Origin of the sequence: Delftia sp. JD2 (genome assembly GCF_001682645.1) — a bacterium.
In the GTDB taxonomy this organism is placed as follows: Bacteria; Pseudomonadota; Gammaproteobacteria; order Burkholderiales; family Burkholderiaceae_C; genus Comamonas; species Comamonas acidovorans.
On the sequence record NZ_LFJT01000042.1, the window covers coordinates 15,266 to 35,566 of the forward strand.

Below are 20,301 nucleotides of genomic sequence, written 5' to 3' on the forward strand. Positions count from 1 at the left end.
CCGCAGCGCAGCGAAGGGGACGCGGACATTCGGGCGCTTTTCTTTGCTCACTTTCTTGTAGCGAGACAAGAAAGTGAGTCGGCCGCCGGGCCGAAACCCGGCCTCGAAAAGAAACGCCCCGACAGGGGCTTGCAAACAGAATCAGCGGTGCAACGCACAGACAGGTGGACGGGATGTTAAGAACACGCATTGCGACGTGCGGACGCCCTTGCGGGTAGCCCCATCCCGCCCAAAACCACTGGGACGCAGGCTCGCGCCTGCGCTCCGGAAACAAGACGAAAGCCACGAGCCGGTGTACTTACCCACAGACAGGTGGACGGGATGTTAAGAACACGCATTGAGCCGTGCGGACGCCCTTGCGGGTAGCCCCATCCCGTCCATAACCGCAGGAACGTGGGCATACACCCACGACAAGAACAGCGGACCGAGCAGGAGATAGCCACACTCCATCGGCCCGCGAAAACCCTGTTGCCACCCCCACCCGATCCCCACAACATGTCGCCCGGACGTAACAAACCGCAACCGGGCCACAGGCCCCGCGCAGGAGACACCATGACCGCCTTGCCCCGCTGGATGAAGACAGCCGCCCTGGCCATGGCGCTGGCGATGCCGCTGGCCGCCACTGCCCAGGAGCCTGCGCGCACCGTCGCGGGCGTGGCCTATCCCGCCCAGGCCGGGGTGGGCGGCCAGACGCTGCAGCTCAATGGCGCGGGCATTCGCTACAAGGCCATCTTCAAGGTCTACACGGCGGGCCTGTACCTGGAAAAGCCGGCCGCCAGCCTGCAGGAGATCGCGGCCCTGCCCGGCCCCAAGCGCGTGAGCGTGACCATGCTGCGCGAGATCGATTCGGCCGAGCTGGGCAAGCTGTTCGCGCGCGGCATCGAGGACAACATGGAGCGCGCCCGCTTCTCGCGCCTGGTGCCCGGCGTGCTGCGCATGAGCGACATCTTCACGCAGCACAAGAAGCTGCTGCCGGGCGAGAACTTCTCGGTGGACTGGGTGCCGGGCCAGGGCGCCCAGGTCTTCGTCAAGGGCCAGGCCCAGGGCGCGCCCTTCCAGGAGCCCGAGTTCTTCCAGGCGCTGCTGGGCATCTGGCTGGGCCCGCACCCGGCCGACGATCAGCTCAAGAAGGCATTGCTGGGCGGTTGAACGGCTGCGCGGGCTCCTGCACGGGCCCGGCAAAGCGTGCCTGGATCTCCAGCCCCGTGGCACCGGGCAGGGCCGTGAGCGTCCAGCCGTGGGCGCGCGCAATCTCCAGGCAGATGGGCAGGCCCAGGCCTGCGCCCAGGTCGCGCCGCTCGCTGCTGCGCCAAAAGCGCTCGAAGATGCGCGGCAGGTCCTCGGGCGGCACGCCACGGCCCTGGTCCAGCACCGAAAAGCCCAGGCCGCAGGCCTTCACGGTGACGGTGGCGCCCTGCGGGCTGTGCTGCACGGCGTTCTCGATCAGGTTCTTGAGCAGCACGAAGAGCGCGCCCCGGTCGGCACGCCAGGCAGGCGAGCCGTCCTTGACCTCGCAGTGGATGTGCACGCCGCATTTTTCGGAGGCGCGGGCCATGAAGTCGCAGACCTCGCCAATGATGTCGGCCGGCGCAATGTCTTCCATGCGGTAGCGCTGGTGCTCGCAAACCTCGGCCAGGTGCAGCAGCTGCTGGACCTGGCGCGCCATGTGGTCCACGTCCTTGAGCAGCTCGGGGCTGCGCCGGTCCTCGGGCTCCAGCTCGATCTGCACGCGCATCAGGGCCAGCGGCGTCTTGAGCTCATGCGCGGCCATGGACAGGAATTCCTGCTGGTTCCTGAAGCCGGCCTGCAGCCGGTCCAGCACGTGGTTGAAGGCCTCGACCAGGGGCGCGAACTCGCGCGGCAGATCCTTGGGCTGCAGGCGCGTGCCCAGCGTCTGCGGGGTGATGCGCTGGGCATCCTGCGCGGCCACGCCCAGCGGCCTGAGCATGCGCTGCAGCGTGCGGTGTGTGGAGAACAGGAACACGACCAGGAAGACCACGCCGATGGCCACCATGCCGCGCCACAGCGCGGGCAGGCCCACCGATTCGCGCAGCCAGTCCACCATGCGGTCGCTGACGGCTATCTGCACGTGCCACGTCGTGCCGTCGTGGACCAGCGTGGCCGTGCCCGCGCGCATGACCACGCCGCCGCGCTCGTAGGCAAAGGCCTTGAGCTCGGGGTCGAAGCCCTGGCCGGTCTGCGTCAGCGGCTGCATTTCGCCGTTGGGGGCGAAGACCACGCGGCCGCGGGCGTCGGTGATGCGCAGCTGCATTTCCTCGCCCAGGCTGGTCAGCATCCAGGCCTTGAGTTCACGCTCGCTGAACCCCTGGGGCACGCCCTTGGCATCGAAGCTCACCCACTCGGCCAGCTTCTCGGCCGCATGCCCCATGCCGCGCTGCAGCGCGTAGCTGTCGAAGGGCTTGGCGACGAGGATCACCAGCGCGCCGACCAGCAGCGCGCTGAACACCATGCTCAACCCATAGACGGCCAGCAGCCGCGAGCGCAGGCTACCGGGCCAGCAAAGGTTCGCGAAGCGCATAGCCCTGACCCCGGATGTTGACGATTTCCATGCATGAGCCGGCCGCGGCCAGCTTGCGGCGCAGCCGGTGCAGGGCCACATCGAGGGCGTTGGGCGTGACCACGCTGCTCATGCCCCAGGCCGCCGCCTCCAGCGTGGAGCGGCGCACCGTGGCGCCGGCCTTGCGCACCAGGCTGAGCATGATCTGCAGCTCCGCCGGCGGCAGCGCGATGGCCGAGCCCGCGCAGTGCATGCAGGCCTGCTGCGGGCTGATGCTGATGTCGCCCAGCTGCGGCGCCAGCTCCTGCACCAGGGCCGGGCGGCGCAGCAGGGCGCGCACGCGGGCAATCAGTTCTTCCATGGGAAAGGGCTTGGTCAGGTAGTCGTCGGCACCGGCCTCCAAGCCGCCCACGCGGTCGCTGAGCGCGTCACGGGCCGTGAGCATCAGGCAGGGCGTGGAACGGCCCGCGGCGCGCAGGCGCTGCACCAGTTGCAGGCCGTCGCCATCGGGCAGGCCGCGGTCGATGACGATGACGCCGTAGTCGATGTCCTGCAGGGCCAGCCAGGCCGTGGAGATCTGGTGGAAGACGTCGGTCTCTATGCCGGAGTTGGCCAGCGAGCGGCTGACCAGCGTGGCCAGTCTGGCATGGTCCTCAATTAATGCGATGCGATTCATGGTTTCCGTCGTTGCCGCACAGGGACAGCAAATGCTCCCTGATCCCGGTGATGCGCTGCGGCGCCATGGGCTCGACCAGCACATGGATGACCCACAGGTCCTCGACCATGGCGCGGCATTGCAGGGCAATGTCCTCGGACACCAGATCGTCGGCGCAGGCAGCGTCCACGAAATCAAACCATATGTTCTGGAATCTTGCGCGGGTCAGCAACTGTGCGGCCGTCTTCTGGCCGCGCTGGCGGGACAGGGCATGCTCGCAGACGCAGCGGACGTAGGCGCGCAGGTGGCGTGCGGGGCCTGGCGGCTCCTCGGCCAGCGCCTGCAGCAGGTCCTCGCGGAACTTGAGGATGAGCAGCTCGAAGATCGTCTCCAGCCGCACTGCACGGTGCTGGCTGCATTCTTGGAAGCGCGAACCCAGGGAATACGCCTGGCCCGCCGCCTGGATACCTATCACGTCCTGGTAGATGGAGGCTTGCATTGCGATGGCACGTTCTGTCGTTTCAGGCTCCGTCGGTCCGCCGCGAGAGCGGCAAACCTGCGGGGAAAACGGCCATGCTCCCCGATTGCGTCTTACTGGCGACTTACCGGCCCCTGAATCTGCCCCATTACACCGGGATATGCAGGCGGCCGGTTTGATCAATATTGGCTCAAATATCTTCCTGCCAGCCAGCAACATACCTGACCAGCGCCCACTGTGCCAGCCACAGTGCCATATAGCCAAAGGTCTCCACCAGCTCCTCCAGCACAATCACCTGATAATCAAACCATTGCTGCAGGACAATGAAGCCATGACCTTCCGCATTGGTGGATATCACCATGGCCGCGACAAATATCGCCAGGCTGAATATCGGCAGCGCCTTCTCGCGCACCAGGCGCTTGATGACCTTGTTCCAGACACCGTGGCGCACAAACCAATAGCAGCACAGCAGCAGCATGGCACCCACCACCCATTTGACGGCGGGCCGGTACCACAGCACCTGGGAGCTGATCACCGGCCCCCACTTGCCAGCCTCCAGGCTGGGCAGGAAAGCCGCGCCCCAGGCCAGTTCACGCCCCAGAAAGGCCAGCCAGAACAGGGAGGCGATCCACCACAGTGGCGCTGCAAAGGAGCCCTTTTGCCGCCGCGCCGCAACCAGGGCCGCCACCATGCCCAGCAGCAGGGTCACGGCCTGGATATTCTCCAGGAATCCATTTTCCCAGCTCAGGCTTTGCGGCAATACAAAGCTCAGGGGAAAACTCAATACCAGCCCCGCCAACAAAGCCCAATTCCAAAGCCGCAGCAAGGAATCATCATGGTATTTGGACGCGGATATTCTTGTTTTTGAAAGGGAAGCAGTCATTTTGATACAGGGCGTCTGGCGCTTTATCTGTTGATATGGTTTTTGCAAGCACGCAATATCCCGGAAATACTTACCAGGAAGCCGGAAAAATGGCGGGCGCACGGGCCTTCCCGCCGTTTTTCATTACAGCAGACTTGCCACCAGATTGCAGCACTGTGTCAAATTTGCCCTGCCGGGCGCGCAGTTGCCACCGCAGCCCGGCCAGGGCGGGCCGGGCTCGGCCCGTTGCCGGAACGGGCTGGGCTCAGGCGACGCGGACCGCGCGCGGGGGCAGCGCCGCCAGGGGCGCGGGCTGCACCAGGTCGCGGTAATAGTTGGGCAGCGCGAACAGTGCGGGGTGCACTTCGGCGTTGTAGTAGCGCAGGTCGGGCAGGCGGCGCTCGGCCAGGCGCTGGCGCAGCTGGGCGGGGGGCAGCGCCGCCGCGTCCAGCGTGTCGGAGGCCACGGCCAGGCCCCAGTAGGCGCCGTACAGGGGGATGTAGAGGCCGTAGCAGCGCACGATGGCAAAGCGCTCGCGCAGGCTGGCCACCAGCCGCGCCACCTGCTCGCCATGGAAGACGGGGCTGCCCAGGTGCAGCACCAGTGCGCCGCCCGGCGCCAGCACGCGCTTCATGCGCGCCAGGGCCTGGTCGGAGTACAGCGCGCTGGCAGGCGTGTCGGGGTCGGTGAGGTCCATGAGGGCGAGGTCGAAACGCTCCTCGGTGTGCTCCACCATGGCCATGCCGTCGCCTATGCGCAGCTGCAGCCGCGGGTCATCGAACACGCCCCGGTGCACCTGCTGCAGGTGCGTGCGCGCGGCCTGGACCACGGCCTCGTCCAGCTCGGCCACCACCACCTGCTCCATGGACGGGTGCTTGAGCAGCTCCTCGGCCGCGCCGCCATCACCACCGCCCAGGATCAGCGCCTTGCGCGGCGCCGGATGGGCCAGGGCCGCGGGGTGGACCAGGGCCTCGTGGTAGAAGAATTCCTCGCGTTCTGAGGTCATGAAGCGCCCGTCCAGTCGCAGCACCTTGCCGAACTGCGGCGTGTGCAGCAGCTCCAGTTCCTGATGGGGCGTCTGCACGGTTTCGCGCCGCGTGGCGCGCCAGCCAAAGCGCGCATGGGGCGTGAGCGCCTCCAGCGCCCAATCGCCTTCATCGGCCGCCGCCTCGTCCTTGGCGCCGGGGCCGATGTCGCCGCGCATGAGCTGCTGGCGCACCACGCGGCCCGGCGCGTAGGCGGCGATCACGCCCTCCATCAGCGCGCGGGCCTTGCCCGAGTTGTCGGCGGAGAAATTGCAGACGTAGACATCGACGGTGACGCACCCGGTCTCGGGCCAGGTGTGTATGGCCAGATGCGATTCGGCCAGCAGCACGGTGCCGGTGACGCCGCCGGGCTGGCCCTGATAGTCCGGGAACTTGACCCAGCGGTCCTCCACCAGGGTCAGGCCGGCCTGCGCGGTCTGTGCGCGGCACAGGGCGGCGATGGCGTCGGCGTCGAGCATGTGGCGCGCGTCGCCCTGGCATTGGTAGAGATCGGCGGTCAGGTGCAGTCCGTGCATGTCGCGTGCTTCCTCCTTGTCTGTGGCCGGATTACGGCCAGGATGGCAAAGCAGACGACTCTAGCAAAAACATAAATCGCACCGTCAAAGTGCGTTAACCATCGCCAAATCCCATTCTTTTTCCAAAAAACCTGGAGCTGTGCGAATCAGGCCAGTTCGGTCAGCGCATCGACAAAGCCGTCGGCATCGACCTGGCGCACGGGCTGGCCGTGGTTATAGCCGTAGCTGACCAGCACCACGGGGCAGCCCGCGGCGCGCGCGGCCTGGGCGTCGTTGCTGGAGTCACCCAGCATCAGCGTGCGCGCGGGGGAGGTGCCCAGGGCCTCGCAGGTCTTGAGCAGGGGCAGAGGGTCGGGCTTCTTGCGCTCGAAGGAGTCCCCGCCGAAGACCTGCTCGAACAGCGGCGCCAGGCCCTTTTGCGCCAGCAGCGGCTGCGCGAAGGACAGCGGCTTGTTGGTCAGGCAGGCCAGCCGCAGGCCGCGCGCGCGCAGGGCCTGCAGGCCTTCGAGCACGCCCGGATAGACCTCGGCGAACTGGCCGTTGAGCTGCAGGTAGTGGTGCTCGTAGCGCTGCCAGGCCTGGCCGTAGATGGCATCCACATCGGCCGCGCCCACATGGGCCAGCACCGAGCGGATCAGGTGCTCCGAGCCCTTGCCCACCATGTTCTCGATGGCCTGCGGGGCGATGGCCGGCAGTTGCAGGTCCGCCAGCATGCGGTTGAGGGCTTCGGCGAAGTCGCCCAGGGTGTTGACCATGGTGCCGTCGAGATCAACGATGGCGGCGTCCAGTTGCTGTGGGTTCAACGGAATGAAGTTTGAAATCATGAAATGGGGGTGTCGAAAGCCGGGGGCTGCCTGCGCAGGAACAGCGTTGAAAATATCAGAACTTGCGCGGGCCCTGGGACTTGGGCCTTGCGTCCCCTGGCAGCTCCTGCATGGCCGTGGCCCCGTATCCCGGTGTGCCGCGATGCGGTCCGACGAGCGCCAGGGCCGCACGCAAGGGGGAGGTTGATCAGAACGACACCCAGTCGTCCTGCTCCTGCGCTTGCTTGTGCACGGGCTGCACGGCGCGGGCAGCCTGGCGTGCGGGGAGTGCCGCTGTCGCGGGTGCCGGCTTGCGCGCCCGCACCGTCGGTTGCGGGAGCGGCGGGGTCGGGGAAAGCTGCGCCGCATGGCCTCCCAGCTGGAAGATCGACACGGCCTGCACCAGCTGCTGTGCCTGCGTTCTGAGGCTGGCCGCTGCCGCCGCACTTTCCTCCACCAGCGCCGCATTTTGCTGCGTTACCTGGTCCATCTGGCTGACGGCCTTGCCGACCTGCGCTACCCCCGCGCTTTGCTCATCACTGGCACTGCTGATCTCACCCATGAGATCTGTCACGCGCTGGATGGAATGCAGCACTTCCGCCATGGTGGCTCCGGCTTGGTCAGCCAACTCGGTACCCTGTTTGACGCGTGTGGCGCTGGTGGCGATGAGCTGCTTGATTTCCCGAGCTGCCTGCGCGCTGCGCTGCGCCAGGTTGCGCACCTCACCGGCCACCACGGCAAAGCCTTTTCCCTGCTCGCCCGCGCGGGCCGCCTCGACCGCGGCGTTGAGCGCCAGGATGTTGGTCTGGAACGCGATGCCGTCGATCACGCCCACGATTTCGCCGATCTGGCGCGAGCTTTCGCTGATGTCCTGCATCGCATTGACGACCTCCTGCACGGAGCCGCCGCCCTTGGTGGCCACCTGGCTTGCTCCCAAGGCGAGTTGATTGACCTGCCTGGCGTTGTCCGCGTTTTGCTTGACGGTGGTCGACAGCTGCTCCATCGACGCTGCAGTCTCCTGCAAGGCACTGGCCTGCTGTTCGGTGCGCTGGCTCAAGTCGGCATTGCCATTGGCGATTTCCGTGCTGCCGCCGGCGACCCCGTCGGCATTGCTGCGAACTTCATGGACGACAGAGACCAGACTCTTGAGCATGGCATTGAGCGATGCCTGGACGCTGCCTTCAGGGGCTTGGTGGCGAAGCAATTCAGGGCTGAGATTGCCCTGGGCAATCTGTTGCGCGACGTCGCCCAGTTGTGCCGGCTCCGCACCCAGGGCGCGCGTCAGGCCGCGTGCTATCAGTTGCCCCATCAGCACAGCCAGGACAAAGGCCATGACGCTGGCGGCGATCAGTATGTTTCTGCGGTGCGCGTAGGCCTGCGCGGCCTCCTCGATCATCTGCTGTGAACGCAGCCGGGTCAGTTCACTGTATTGGCGGGTGGCCTCGATCAGCTGCGCCAACAAGGGCCGGCACTCTTCGTTCATCTTGCGGATCGCTGCCTCCTTCTGGTTTTGCAGAGCCAGGGACACGATGTCGGTAGCGACCGGTCCATACCGTTGCTCCACGCCCGCAATTTTGGCAACCAGATCACGTGCATCGGCCGCAACATCCTTCGAAGCCATTTTGGCCTGGAGTTCGGCCAGCGAGGTGTTGACGTCGGTGTGCGCGGAGGTCACGGCATCCTTCTCCGCCGCCAGGTCTGCAGGCGAGGTCACCAGCACCAGGTTGCGCGCCGCGATCGCCCGGCGGTCCACGGCTGTGCGAACCCTCTCTGCCAGGTGTGCACGGGCGTTGACGCCTTCGACGAAGCGCACAAGATTCTGATTTGCCTCGCTCAACGCCTGAAGGGCCAGCAGGGACACCACCATGGTGACAAGCGCCAGGCAAGTGAAGGCCGCGGAAAGTTTGGTCTTGACAGTCCAGAAGCGAGGATTCATGACGCGTCTCCAGTGGGATGGGCAAATTGCGGTGTACGGGCGGGGAAAAGGGGCGTGCCGGAGCACATGGCTCAGCTCGAAGCGCAGTCCGGCAGGGCTGCCGTGGCCGTCGCCAGGAGCTTGTCGGCATCGATCAGCAGCAGCGAGCGCTCATTGAGCACGCCCAGGGCGAGAAGGCAGTCATTGACGAGGCCCCCGCCCATGGCGGGCACGGCGCGCAGGTCCTGCGGCATGAGCGTCACCACGTCGGTGACCCCCTCCACCACCATGCCCGTCACTCCGCCGGGCAGGCGCAGCATGATGGTCACGGTGCAGGCGTCGTACGGCTTGGGCGCAAGGCCCAGCCTGAGCCGCAGATCGATGACGGGAATGACCTCTCCGCGCAGTTCCAGCACGCCGTTGAAGTAGGCGGGGCCGTTGGCAATGCGCATGGGCGACTCGTAGGACCGGATCTCCTGCACTTGCAGCAGGTCGATGCCGAACTCCTCATCGTCCACGCGGAAGGAGAGCCATTGCTTGGTGGTGTCGGTCTTCAGTGCATGCGGCATCTTTATCACTCCAATCAAATTTATTTGATGAATTTGATAAAAATTTAACAGAGAGCAAAGAGCAGCACAACCGGTTGTTACATTTTTTGGTGGGGCTGATGCCTCGCCGCGCGGGCCAGCCGGAGCGCGTCACCAAGCGCTGCTGCACTGTGGCGACGGCTCATCCAGAGAGGTGGAGGACTGGGTCATGGCTCGGGCGCAGCGCATCCCGGAGCAATGGCCCAGTGAAACTGAATTGATAAATTCAATCACTCAAGATGGGCGCAAGCTTGGTAAATTATCAAATAAATCATATTGATCAAAATTACCAACCGCATCCCGGGAGCCCCCACCATGTTCCTCCGCCTTCTGTCCATCCGCACACGGCTCATCGTTGCCTTCACCCTGCTCCTGCTGCTGCTCAGCACGGTGGCGGCCATCGGCTCCCTGCAGATCGCCCGGGTCCAGTTCAATGCCAACGACCTGGGCACCAACTGGCTGCCTTCCACCAATGTGCTGGCCTCGATCCGGGCCACGGCCAACGCGGCACGCCGCGCGGGGCTGCGCCACGTGATCGAGGAGGACGCGCAAAGGAAGCGCGCCCAGGAGGACCTGCTGCTGCAGGCCCAAAAAACCCTGGAGTCGGAGCTGGCCGTCTATGAAAAGCTGGTGTCCTCACCAGAGGAGCGGCAGCTGTATGACAGGATGGTGGTGCTGTGGGAGGCGGCCCGCGCCGCTGACCGCAAGATGGTGGAGCTGTCCAGCGCAGGGCCCGAGCAGGCAGCCCAGGCACGCGCCCTGGCCACGGGAGCGACCGCTCAGGCATTCGCCCAACTCATGGACGTCGTCGGCCAGGACATCGCGCTGAATCAGGAGGGCGGGCGCAAGGCCACCGAGCAGGCCGAGAAGGACTACCACCTGGCGCTGTACCTGCTCGGCGGCCTGGCCGCCCTGGCCGTGGTCTTGGGCGCCGTGCTGGCCTGGGCGATCACGCGTTCGATCACCGAGCCCCTGCGCATGGCGGTCTCGGTGGTGGACACCGTGGCGCACGGCGACCTCACGGCCAACATCGTGGTGCAGGGCAGGGACGAGCCAGCCCAGTTGCTCTCCGCCATGAGCAGCATGAACGACAAGCTGCGCGAAATCATGGGCCGTGTACGCCAGAGCAGCGACTCCATTGCCACGGGATCGAGCGAGATCGCCTCTGGCAGCCTGGACCTGAGCCAGCGCACCGAGCAGCAGGCCAGCAACCTTGAGGAAACGGCTGCCTCGATGGAGGAACTCACAGCCACGGTGCGCACGAATGCAGACACGGCACAGCAGGCCAACAAGGTGGCCTCGGCCGCCTCGGCCTCCGCTGTCGAGGGGGGCAAGTCCGTGGCCCTGGTGGTGCATACCATGCAGGACATCTCGGAGGCCTCGCGCAAGATTGCCGAGATCACGAACGTCATCGACGCCATTGCCTTCCAGACCAATATCCTGGCGCTCAACGCAGCCGTGGAGGCCGCGCGGGCCGGCGAGCAGGGCCGGGGCTTCGCGGTGGTCGCCAGCGAGGTGCGCGCGCTGGCCCAGCGCTCGGGCACGGCGGCCAAGGAGATCAAGGAACTGATCGGCGCCAACCTGCAAAAGGTCGAGCAGGGCACCGAGGTGGCGACCCGGGCCGGCGAGCAGATGGGCCGCATCGTGGAGCAGGTGCGCAGCGTGGACACCATGATCAGCGAGATCTCCAGCGCATCGGCCGAGCAGGCGGTGGGCATCCGTCAGGTCGGCGAGGCGGTGAGCCAGCTCGACCAGATGACGCAGCAAAACGCGGCGCTGGTCGAGCAAAGCTCGGCCGCTGCAGGCAGCCTGGAGCAGCAGGCCGCCGCCCTGGCGCAGATCGTCTCCACCTTCAAGATGCATCCCGAGCATGGCGCAAGCCAGCCTGGCGGGCTGCGCGCCGCGACCGCCCAGGCCATGGCCCCCAGGCAAGCGCAGCCCTCCAGGCCGCCACGCCTGTCGCCTGCCCGTGCGCAGCCGCAGGTCAAGGATGAAGAATGGGCGGCCTTCTGACCTGGATTCGTACCGAAGCAGGCAAAAGGCGGCAAGATAGTGCATCCATGTGAACCGTTGCGGGGTCCGAGTTCATGATCAAGCGCATCAGCGTGCGCCAGTTGCGGCTGGGCATGTTTCTGGAAAGCCTCTGCGGCAGCTGGATGGAACACCCGTTCTGGCGCAGCCGCTTCAAGCTGGAAGACCCTGCCGACCTGGCGAGGATCCTGCAGTCCCCCATTCAGGAAGTGTGGATCGATACCGCCAAGGGCCTGGATGTTGCGCAAGGCGGGCCGTCTTTCACCCGCGAGCAGGTGGACACCGTGATCGACGCCCAACTGTCCGAGATCTCGCAGCTGGCCGAGCTGGAGTGCGAGCTGCGGCCCGTTGCCTTCGAGGAGGAGGTGAAGCGGGCCGCCCGCATCTGCCACCAGTCCAGGCAGGCGATCACCGCCATGTTCCGCGAGGTGCGCATGGGCAGGGAGATCAACCAGGACGAGGCCCGCTACGTGGTCGCCGAGGTGTCCGATTCGATCATCCGCAATCCCAGCGCCATGATCAGCATCGTCAGGCTCAAGAACAGCGACGACTACACCTACATGCACTCGGTGGCGGTCTGCGCCTTGATGATCGTGCTGGCGCGCCAGCTCGACCTGCCACCGCACCAGGTGCGCGAGGCGGGCTATGCGGGCCTGCTGCACGATATCGGAAAGATGGCGATCCCCGCCCCCATCCTGAACAAGCCGGGGCGCCTGACCGACAGGGAGTTTGCCGAGGTCCGTGAGCATCCGGCGCGAGGCCTGGAGCTGCTCAAGGCCGGTGGCGTCGATGACCCGGTCGTGCTGGACGTCTGCCTTCACCACCACGAGAAGGTGGATGGCACGGGCTACCCCCACAGGCTTCGCGGCGAGGACATCAGCCTGTTCGCGAAGATGGGCGCGGTCTGCGATGTCTACGACGCCATCACCTCGGACCGCCCCTACAAGCGCGGCTGGGATCCTGCGGAGGCGGTGCACAAGATGGCCGAATGGAGTGCCGGCCACTTCGACAAGACCGTTTTCCAGGCCTTCGTCAAAAGCATAGGCATCTATCCGGTGGGCTCCCTGGTGCGGCTGACCACGGGCAGGCTGGGGGTGGTGGTCGACCCTGGCCGCCAGTCCCTGACCTGTCCGCAGGTCAAGGTGTTCTATTCCACGGCCAGCGGCATGCGGATGGCACCGGAGACCGTTGACCTGGCCCGGCCTGGGTGCACGGAGAAGATCGTCAGCCGGGAAGACCCTGCGAAATGGGGCTTCACCGACCTCGATGCACTGTGGAAGGACGAGGCCTAGGAACAGGCCCTGCGCACAGGCGCAGCGGCAGGTCTGCGACGAACCTGCCTCAGGGCTGCCACCTGCCCGGCTGGCGGCTCAGTTGCGCCGTCTGTCCCCCCAAGCGTTTTGCCTGCCTGCGACTTGTCGCGATCGTGCATGGGTCGCGCCCACCGGAGCACCTTGCCCGGCACGGATCTGATAGAAAAATTCAATAAAATTTGATGAAATTGATATTTATGATTCACATGTCGGATCAAATTTCCGTTTCGGCATGAAAGATCTCCCCATGCAAAAAATACTCATCGTCGAAGACCATGCAGACATCCGCAAGCTGCTGCGCATGACGCTGGAATTCCGTGACTTCGAAGTCGTAGAGGCCTGTGACGGAGATGAAGCCTGGACGATGGCCCAGAGGCTCAGGCCCGACATCGTCCTGCTCGACATCATGATGCCGGGCACCATCAATGGCCTGGAGGTTTGCAGCCGCATCAAGAGCTCCTACGAGCTGCTGCATACGCTGGTCATCCTGCTGACGGCCCGGGGCGGCGCCGAAGACCGCAAGGCGGGCATCCTCGCCGGAGCCGACGAATACCTGGTCAAGCCCTTCAGCACATTGAAGCTGCTGGAGACGATCGAAAGCCTGCAGAGGATCGCCTGATGGCCCAGTACCAGACCGGCACCCCGAGGGAGCCATCGCGACGTTTCGATCCTGCGGCCGTGGAGCAGATGGAGCTGCTCATCCAGGACTTCGGCCGCATGTACTGCGAGCGCAACGATCTTCTCAAGGAAGTGACACGTGCCCACCACGAGACCCTGCTGCGCCTGGCCATGGCCGCAGAGCTCAAGGATGACGATACTGGCTCGCACATCGTCCGCATCGGCTACCTGTCGGAGGCCCTGGCCCTGCGCCTGGGCTGCCGCATCGAATTCGCCAGCCTGCTGCGCAAGGCGGCCCCGATGCATGACATAGGCAAGGTCGGCATTCCGGACACCATCCTCAAGAAGGAGGGCCCCCTGGGTCCCGAGGAGCGCCTCGTCATGAACCGGCATGCCGAGATCGGCGCACGCCTGCTGGGCCAGTCACGCATCCCCGTGTTCCAGATGGCCGCCGAGATCGCCGCAAGCCACCATGAACGCTTCGACGGCAAGGGCTATCCGGAGGGCTTGGCAGGCGAAGAAATCCCGCTGTCGGCTCGTATCACGTCCATCGTCGATATCTTCGACGCGCTCACCATGGACCGGGTGTACCGGCCGGCGTTCGGGCGGGAGCAGGCCCTGGAGATGATCGCGGCGGAACGGGGCAAGGCCCTGGATCCCGGAATCGTCGACGCTTTCATGGACAACATCGAAGAGCTCGACGCGCTGCGCCTGGCGCTGACCCGGCAGGCTCCGTCCTTCACCGAACTGATCGACACACCCTGAAAGCCCGCCATGCGCCCATCATCGACCTGTTTCGGCGCACCGCCTCAGCGGCGCGTGCTGGCCCGTCTGGCAGCCGCTGCCGGATTGCTGCTGTGTCTGGTGCCATGGTCCGGCTCTGCCGCAGCTGGCGAGGTGCTGGAGCGGATTGCATCCACGGGCGCCCTGCGCGTGTGCATATGGCCAGACTACTACGGCATCACGTTCCGTGACGCGCGCACAGGCAGGCTGACGGGCATCGATGCGGAGCTTTCGGTGGAGCTGGCCAAGGACCTGGGCGTGCGGGTGCAGCATGTGGACTCCTCCTTTCCCAGGCTGATACCTGACCTGCTGGAGTCGCGCTGCGATGTCGCCATGTTCGCCGTGGGCATCTTTGCCCAGCGCCAAAAGCAGCTGCGCTTCACGCAGCCGTATCTGAGCAGCGACATCTACGGTGTGACCACCAAGAGCAATCAGACCGTGCAATCCTGGGCGGACATCGACCAGCCTGGCGTGCAGGTCGCCGTGCAGCGCGGCACCTTCATGGAGCCCGTGATGCGCGAGACGCTCAGGCATGCGCGCCTCGTGCCCACCGAACCACCCCAAAGCCGTGAAAAAGAACTCATGGCGGGGCGCGTGGACGTGTTCATGACCGACTACCCCTATAGCCGCAGGCTGCTCGACAGCTCCGACTGGGCCCGGCTGATCGCCCCGCCCAAGCCGTTTCATGTAATTCCCTACGGCTACGCGACCAGTCCGGCCGACACCCAGTGGCTCGCTCGCCTGGACCAGTTCGTCTCCGACATCAAGCGCGACGGGCGCCTGACCCGTGCCGCGCGCAACAATGGGTTGAGCGCAATCGTCGCGCCTTGAATACGACCGATGGAGCATTTTCATCATGTCCAAACAAACGGCCGCACATCATTTTCTGGAGGCCAGGCGTAGCGCCCACCTCAAGGTATTGATTCTGACATTTGCTCTGTGCGTGCTGTCAGGTTTGGTGCTCTTTGTCTGGAGTCAGCTGCACGCCGAGGCCGACAAGAGCAAGGCCCAGGCAGCGTTGCTGGCTCGGGTGCTTGAAGATCAGACCGGCAAGACCTTCGAGACCGGCGATGTCGCCCTGGCGAGCCTGGCCCACAATCCGGTCATCCTGTCCGCCGACAGCCCGCGCGCCGCGCGCGAGGCGGCCATGGCGCAAGTGGTCGCCCAACTGCCGGTTCTGCGCAGCATGGCGCTGCTCGATGGCCAGGGCCACATCCTGGCGAGCACTCAGGCGGGCGAAGCCGGCCTGCAGATCGAGGTGCAGCAGTTGCTGCCGGACAATGCATCGGCTCCGGTCCTGGGCAAGGTGCAACTGGGACGCCTTGTCAGCGGCCGCAGCCTCTCTTCCCTGACATTGGCCCCGCATGCAATACCGCGGGGCGTCCACTACCTGCCCCAGATCCTGGCCTTCGAAAACGACAGCGGCGCACCCGCCGTGCTGGTGGGCCTGATCAATCCCGATGCCGTGGCCAACTTCTACCAGGCCACGCTGGAAACCCTCAGCTACGAGGCGGTGCTGCTGAGCTATGACGGCCAACCGCTGGCCAGCACGAACGCAGGCGGGGGCGTACAAACGGCCTCTGCACGCAAGACCCCCATCTTCCAGAAATGGCTGCCAGGCAGCGAATTCGGCTCCTACATTGGCGCCGGCCTGCTAGGCCCCCATGAGATCGTGTCCTTTCGCACGGTCCGCAACTGGCCCCTGCTGCTGGTGGTGGAGGAGCCCTACGCGGCGGTGATCGCGCGCTGGCGTGACGATGCCTTCGCCTTCTTCGTTGCCGGACTTGCGCTTCTTGCCCTGGTGCTCGGCCTGAGCGCGTCGGTGCTCAAGACCCGCAGGGTGCAGAAGTCGGCACAGCAGGCTATGGAAAAGGCCCAGGCGCGCATAGCCCGCAGCGAGCATGAGATGGCCGTGCTCATGCGCAGCGTGCAGGAGCTGATCTTTCGCACCGACAGCCACGGCCGGCTGACCTTCGTGAACGCCCGCTGGGAGCAGTGGACCGGGCAACCCAGCGCCGAGGCGGTAGGGCAGCCGCTGGAGGGCATCGTGCATGAAGCCTGCAGGTCCCAGATCCAGGCACTGCTCGACCCCCAGGCCAAGCTGGCCCTGCGCAACTGCCAGGCGCGCTTTCGCCTTCCCGACGAAAGGGAAATACTCTGCGACATCGCCGTGGTTCCCCTGCTGCGCGAGGGCCGGCTGGTGGGCTTTGCCGGCAGCGCCGTGGACGTGACCGCCCGCTGGAAGGCCCAGCAGGAGCTGCAGACCCAGCTGGCCTTCCAGCACCTGCTGTTCGAGACCACGCCCCTGCCCATGCTGGTCACGAACGCGGGCCAGCGCGTGGCCCTGGTGAACAAGGCCTGGGAAGACTTCTTTGGTAGGTGCCGCTACGCCGTGCTTGGCCATGAGGTCGAGGGCCTGCACTCTGGCGACCATGACCTGCTGCAGATGCACGGCAATGAGGATGTGATGCGTTCAGGCCAGCCCATGGTGCTGGAGGCCCGGCTGCCCCATGTGGACGGCAGCTACCGCGACGTGCAGATCTCCAAGGCGGCAGTCAAGGATGCCCAAGGCCGGATCACCGGCGTGCTCAGCATTTTTGTGGACGTGAGCGAATTCCGCGCGGCCGAGCATGCCATCCACGAAGCCCGCGACGCGGCCGAAGAGGCCTTCCGCGTGAAATCGGAATTCGTGGCCAACATGAGCCATGAGCTGCGCACCCCGCTGCAGTCCATCATGGGCTTTGCCGAGCTGGGCGGCCTGCGCTCTCACGGCAATGCCGCGATGGCAGACATGTTCAACGACATCCATGCAGCCGGCCAGCGCATGCTGGCCCTGGTCAACGACCTGCTGGACGTGGCCAAGCTGGAAAGCGCCGTGGGAACCATCCACCTGGAACGCACCGACCTCAGGAGCCTGATACGGCCCGTGGTGCGCGAGCTCGAGCCGCAGCAGCAGCACAAGCTCATCGACCTGCGGCTGGAGCTCGACGACACGCCGCTGCTCGCCAAGGCCGACCCCGTGCGCTTTCAGCAGGTGGTGCGCAATGTGCTGGCCAATGCCATCAAGTTCTCGCCCATCGGCGGGCGCATCGATGTGCAGGGCCGCATCGACGGACAGGGCGACATCTGCATTGCCGTCTCCGACCAGGGACCGGGCATTCCGCCGCAGGAACTGGACAAGATCTTCCAGCCCTTCGTGCAGTCCAGCAAGACCAAGGACGGCTCGGGCGGCACGGGCCTGGGCCTGGCCATCTGCCGCAAGATCATCGACACCATGGACGGCACCGTCGTCGCCAGCAACGGCCCCGCGGGAGGCGCCATGTTCTGCATCACCTTGCCCACCCGCAATGCCATGGAAACCCGTCCAGCCGAGTTGACATAGCCGGCACCGGCACCGGCACTGGCGCCGGGACGCGAAGCTCAGGCCTCGGACGGCATGTGCCGCCCATGCGCCAGCCAGTTGTCCCCGGCCTGCCAGCGCGCGGCCCAGGCGGGCAGCTGGTCGGCGGGCATGGGCCGGGCGATGCCGTAGCCCTGGGCCACGTGGCAGCCCATGTCGCGCAGGCGGCGCGCATGCTTGGGCGTTTCCACGCCTTCGGCCACCGATTCGAGCTGGAAGGTGCTGGCCAGCTGGATGACGCCTTCGACGATGCCCAGGTCGTCCGGGTCGGCCAGCATGTCGCGCACGAAGCTCTGGTCGATCTTGAGCGACTGCACGGGCAGCTTGCGCAGGTAGGTGAGCGAGGAGTAGCCGGTGCCGAAGTCGTCCAGCGCAAAGCGTATGCCCAGCTGCCGGCACTGGCCCATCACCTGGATGGCCTGCTCCATGTCGGCAATGGCGGCGCTTTCCAGGATTTCCAGCTCGATCAGGTGCGGCGGCAGGTCCGGGTGGCGGGCCAGCACCTGGGCCATCTTGGCGTGGAAACCGCCGTCCAGCAGCTGGTTGGCGCTGACGTTGATGCTCACGCACAGGTCCAGTCCCTGGCCGAACCAGCGCGCCGCCTGGGCCACGGCCTCGCCGATGACCCAGTCGCCCAGCGGCCGCTCCAGGTCGCTGCCCGCGATGAAGGGCAGGAACTCGCCCGGCGCGCGCAGGCCCTGGCGCGGGTCGTGCCAGCGCAGCAGGGCCTCGGCACCCACCAGCTTGCCACCGCCCAGCTCCACCTTGGGCTGGTAGTGCAGCAGGAATTCGCCCTTCTCCAGCGCCTGGCGCAGCCAGCCCAGCTGCAGGCGGCGCGCATGGGCCTTGCGGTCGTTTTCCGGATCGAACAGCTGGTAGCGGTTGCGCCCGGCCTGCTTGGCCACGCACATGGCCTGGTCGGCATGGCGCAGCAGCAGGTCGGGGTCGGCCTGGTCGTCGGGGTAGAGGCTGACACCCACGCTGGCGGTCACGGACAGCACCCGGTCCTGCACGGGCACGGGACGGCTGGCCGCCTCCAGCACCCGGTCGAGGATGGTGGAGCAGTGCTCGGCCGAGCCGATGTGCGACAGCAGCAGGACGAACTCGTCGCCGCCGAGCCGGGCCAGCGTGTCCTCGGAGCGCAGCACGCTCTTGAGGTGGGCGGCCACGCCCACCAGCAGCGCATCGCCCGCGGCCGCGCCGTGCAGGTCGTTGATTTCCTTGAAGCCGTCCAGGTCCAGGAAGCACACGGCCAGGGAGCGGCCCTCGCGCGCCGTGCGCAGCATGGCCTGGTTGAGCCGGTCGATCAGCAGGCGGCGGTTGGGCAGGCCGGTGAGCAGGTCGTAGTGGGTGACGCGCTCGAGCTCGGCCTCGTGGGCCTTGATGTGGCTGATGTCGGTGAAGACGCCGATGTAGTGCTCGATCTCGCCACCGGCGCCCTGCGCGGCGGAGATGGACAGCATCTCGGCGAAGATCTCGCCCGTCTTGCGGCGGTTCCAGATCTCGCCGTGCCAGAAGCCGTCGCGCTCGATGCAGGCCCAGATCTGCCGGTAGAACTCCGGTCCGTGCAGGCCCGAGGACAGCACGCGCGGCGTCTTGCCGATCACGTCCTCGGGCGCATAGCCGGTGATGCGGGTGAAGGCCGGATTGACGCGCGTGATGCGCCGCCCCGGATCGACCACCATGATGCCCTGGTGGCTGCTGTCGAACACCACGGCGGCCTGGGCCAGTTCGCGCTCGAAGCGCTTGCGCTCGGTGATGTCCCGGGAGATGCCGAACAGGCCCGCGATGTGGCCTGCGGTGTTGCGCACCGGGCCCTTGGTGACCAGGAGGTCCAGCGTCCTGCCCGGCTCCACCGTCAGTTGCTCCTCATGCGTGGCCACCTCCTGGCGCAGCACAGCCTGGTCCTTCCTGCGGATGGCGCTGGCGATGCCGAAGGGAAAGAGCGCGAAGTCATCCTTGCCCACGATGTCCTCGGCCTGGCGGCCCACCAGGCTGGCGGCGGCCCGGTTGACCAGCAGGTAGCGCCCGCGCAGGTCCTTCACGAACACCGCGTCCGAGGTGCCCGAGATCACCGAGTCGAGCAGTTGCCGCTGCATGTTGGCCTTGCGCAGCGAGCGCTGCAGCGTCTCGGCCAGCACGCTCACGGCCAGGCCGTTGACGGCCACCACGCCCCACTGCGCCCAGTCGCGCACGGCGACGCCGTCGGTCTGGTCCAGGCTGTAGGCGGCAAAGGCCGTGGCCAGCAGGCCCGGCCCCAGGCCGCCGATCAGCGCACTGACCAGCACCGGCAGCATGAACAGCAGCAGCAGCGAGCGTTCACCGAAATGGCTGGCCAGCGTGCTGCTGGCGGCCAGCACGGCCAGGCTCATGGCCAGGGCAAACAGATAGGAGGCCCAGACCGGAAAACGGCGCGGCCCCATTTCCTGGGTGATGGCGGAGGCGCCGCCGCTGTGCGCGGCCGGCACCGAGCACAGCGCGAAGAACAGCAGGAAGTCCGTGGCCAGCACAAAGAACAGCCCTTTGACGACGGAAAGCCAGCCGATATCCGCACTCCCTGCCAATGCGAACAACAGCTTGTCGGACAGAAGGATCCAGCCGAATGCGAACAATCCGTAGCTCACCGTGATCAGTCCGATAAATCGGCGTCTTGCTGATTTGGCCATTTCAGCGTGGCACTCCCTGTGTGTATGGCTGTCCCGAATTATTGCCAATCCCTGCTGGCAATCACGTCGTCATTCACCGAAAACAGGGGCAATAAAACCATTTGCCGCACA

Annotated in this window: 16 protein-coding genes; 7 read left to right on the forward strand and 9 right to left on the reverse strand. The window is 66.0% G+C overall.

Features of this window, described 5'->3' with window-relative positions:
- Positions 1–552 precede the first annotated feature (552 nt).
- The gene (locus tag ACM14_RS20585; RefSeq protein ID WP_047219814.1) at positions 553–1,149 is read left to right on the forward strand and encodes a chalcone isomerase family protein; all 597 of its coding nucleotides are present in this window, start codon (positions 553–555) and stop codon (positions 1,147–1,149) included.
- On the opposite strand, the gene ACM14_RS20590 is transcribed toward ACM14_RS20585, so the two are convergent.
- The 8 genes from ACM14_RS20590 to ACM14_RS20625 form a co-directional block, all read right to left on the reverse strand.
- The gene (locus tag ACM14_RS20590; protein ID WP_013804691.1) at positions 1,124–2,539 is read right to left on the reverse strand and encodes a HAMP domain-containing sensor histidine kinase; all 1,416 of its coding nucleotides are present in this window, start codon (positions 2,537–2,539) and stop codon (positions 1,124–1,126) included. The genes ACM14_RS20585 and ACM14_RS20590 overlap by 26 nt on opposite strands.
- Complete coding sequence (locus ACM14_RS20595) at positions 2,508–3,194, reverse strand: response regulator transcription factor (RefSeq protein WP_013804692.1); 687 nt, start codon at positions 3,192–3,194, stop codon at positions 2,508–2,510. The genes ACM14_RS20590 and ACM14_RS20595 overlap by 32 nt, the downstream gene beginning before the upstream one ends.
- Positions 3,172–3,672: a hypothetical protein gene (locus ACM14_RS20600; protein WP_034389620.1), complete on the reverse strand. Its 501-nt coding sequence runs from the start codon at positions 3,670–3,672 to the stop codon at positions 3,172–3,174. Before ACM14_RS20600 ends, ACM14_RS20595 begins: the two co-directional genes overlap by 23 nt.
- A gap of 169 nt (positions 3,673–3,841) precedes the next feature.
- Complete coding sequence (locus tag ACM14_RS20605; protein ID WP_047219816.1) at positions 3,842–4,534, reverse strand: hypothetical protein; 693 nt, start codon at positions 4,532–4,534, stop codon at positions 3,842–3,844.
- A gap of 244 nt (positions 4,535–4,778) precedes the next feature.
- The gene (gene speE / locus ACM14_RS20610; protein ID WP_065347164.1) at positions 4,779–6,074 is read right to left on the reverse strand and encodes a polyamine aminopropyltransferase; all 1,296 of its coding nucleotides are present in this window, start codon (positions 6,072–6,074) and stop codon (positions 4,779–4,781) included.
- Between the two features lie 146 nt (positions 6,075–6,220).
- A complete protein-coding gene (locus tag ACM14_RS20615) occupies positions 6,221–6,898 on the reverse strand; it encodes a phosphoglycolate phosphatase (RefSeq protein ID WP_043820118.1) in 678 nt (225 codons plus the stop codon).
- Positions 6,899–7,085: 187 nt separating this feature from the next.
- Positions 7,086–8,813, reverse strand: coding sequence for a methyl-accepting chemotaxis protein (locus ACM14_RS20620; protein ID WP_065347165.1), 1,728 nt, complete (start codon positions 8,811–8,813; stop codon positions 7,086–7,088).
- Between the two features lie 71 nt (positions 8,814–8,884).
- A complete protein-coding gene (locus tag ACM14_RS20625) occupies positions 8,885–9,361 on the reverse strand; it encodes a chemotaxis protein CheW (RefSeq protein ID WP_065347166.1) in 477 nt (158 codons plus the stop codon).
- Between the two features lie 333 nt (positions 9,362–9,694).
- Between ACM14_RS20625 and ACM14_RS20630 the strand changes: the two genes are divergently transcribed.
- The 6 genes from ACM14_RS20630 (at position 9,695) to ACM14_RS20655 (ending at position 17,506) form a co-directional block, all read left to right on the forward strand.
- Positions 9,695–11,392, forward strand: coding sequence for a methyl-accepting chemotaxis protein (locus ACM14_RS20630; protein ID WP_065347167.1), 1,698 nt, complete (start codon positions 9,695–9,697; stop codon positions 11,390–11,392).
- A 74-nt stretch (positions 11,393–11,466) separates the two neighbouring features.
- On the forward strand, positions 11,467–12,702 hold the full coding sequence (locus ACM14_RS20635) for an HD-GYP domain-containing protein (protein WP_065347168.1): 1,236 nt from the start codon (positions 11,467–11,469) through the stop codon (positions 12,700–12,702).
- A 268-nt stretch (positions 12,703–12,970) separates the two neighbouring features.
- The gene (locus tag ACM14_RS20640) at positions 12,971–13,342 is read left to right on the forward strand and encodes a response regulator transcription factor (RefSeq protein WP_043820108.1); all 372 of its coding nucleotides are present in this window, start codon (positions 12,971–12,973) and stop codon (positions 13,340–13,342) included.
- Positions 13,342–14,106 (forward strand): HD-GYP domain-containing protein, encoded by a 765-nt coding sequence (locus ACM14_RS20645; protein ID WP_065347169.1) that lies wholly within the window; start codon positions 13,342–13,344, stop codon positions 14,104–14,106. The genes ACM14_RS20640 and ACM14_RS20645 overlap by 1 nt, the downstream gene beginning before the upstream one ends.
- A gap of 9 nt (positions 14,107–14,115) precedes the next feature.
- Positions 14,116–14,955, forward strand: coding sequence for an ABC transporter substrate-binding protein (locus ACM14_RS20650; protein WP_065347170.1), 840 nt, complete (start codon positions 14,116–14,118; stop codon positions 14,953–14,955).
- 25 nt (positions 14,956–14,980) lie between these two features.
- On the forward strand, positions 14,981–17,506 hold the full coding sequence (locus ACM14_RS20655) for an ATP-binding protein (RefSeq protein ID WP_065347171.1): 2,526 nt from the start codon (positions 14,981–14,983) through the stop codon (positions 17,504–17,506).
- Between the two features lie 38 nt (positions 17,507–17,544).
- Here ACM14_RS20655 and ACM14_RS20660 read toward each other — a convergent pair whose 3' ends face one another.
- A complete protein-coding gene (locus ACM14_RS20660) occupies positions 17,545–20,148 on the reverse strand; it encodes a bifunctional diguanylate cyclase/phosphodiesterase (protein ID WP_065347172.1) in 2,604 nt (867 codons plus the stop codon).
- Between the last annotated feature and the right edge of the window lie 153 nt (positions 20,149–20,301).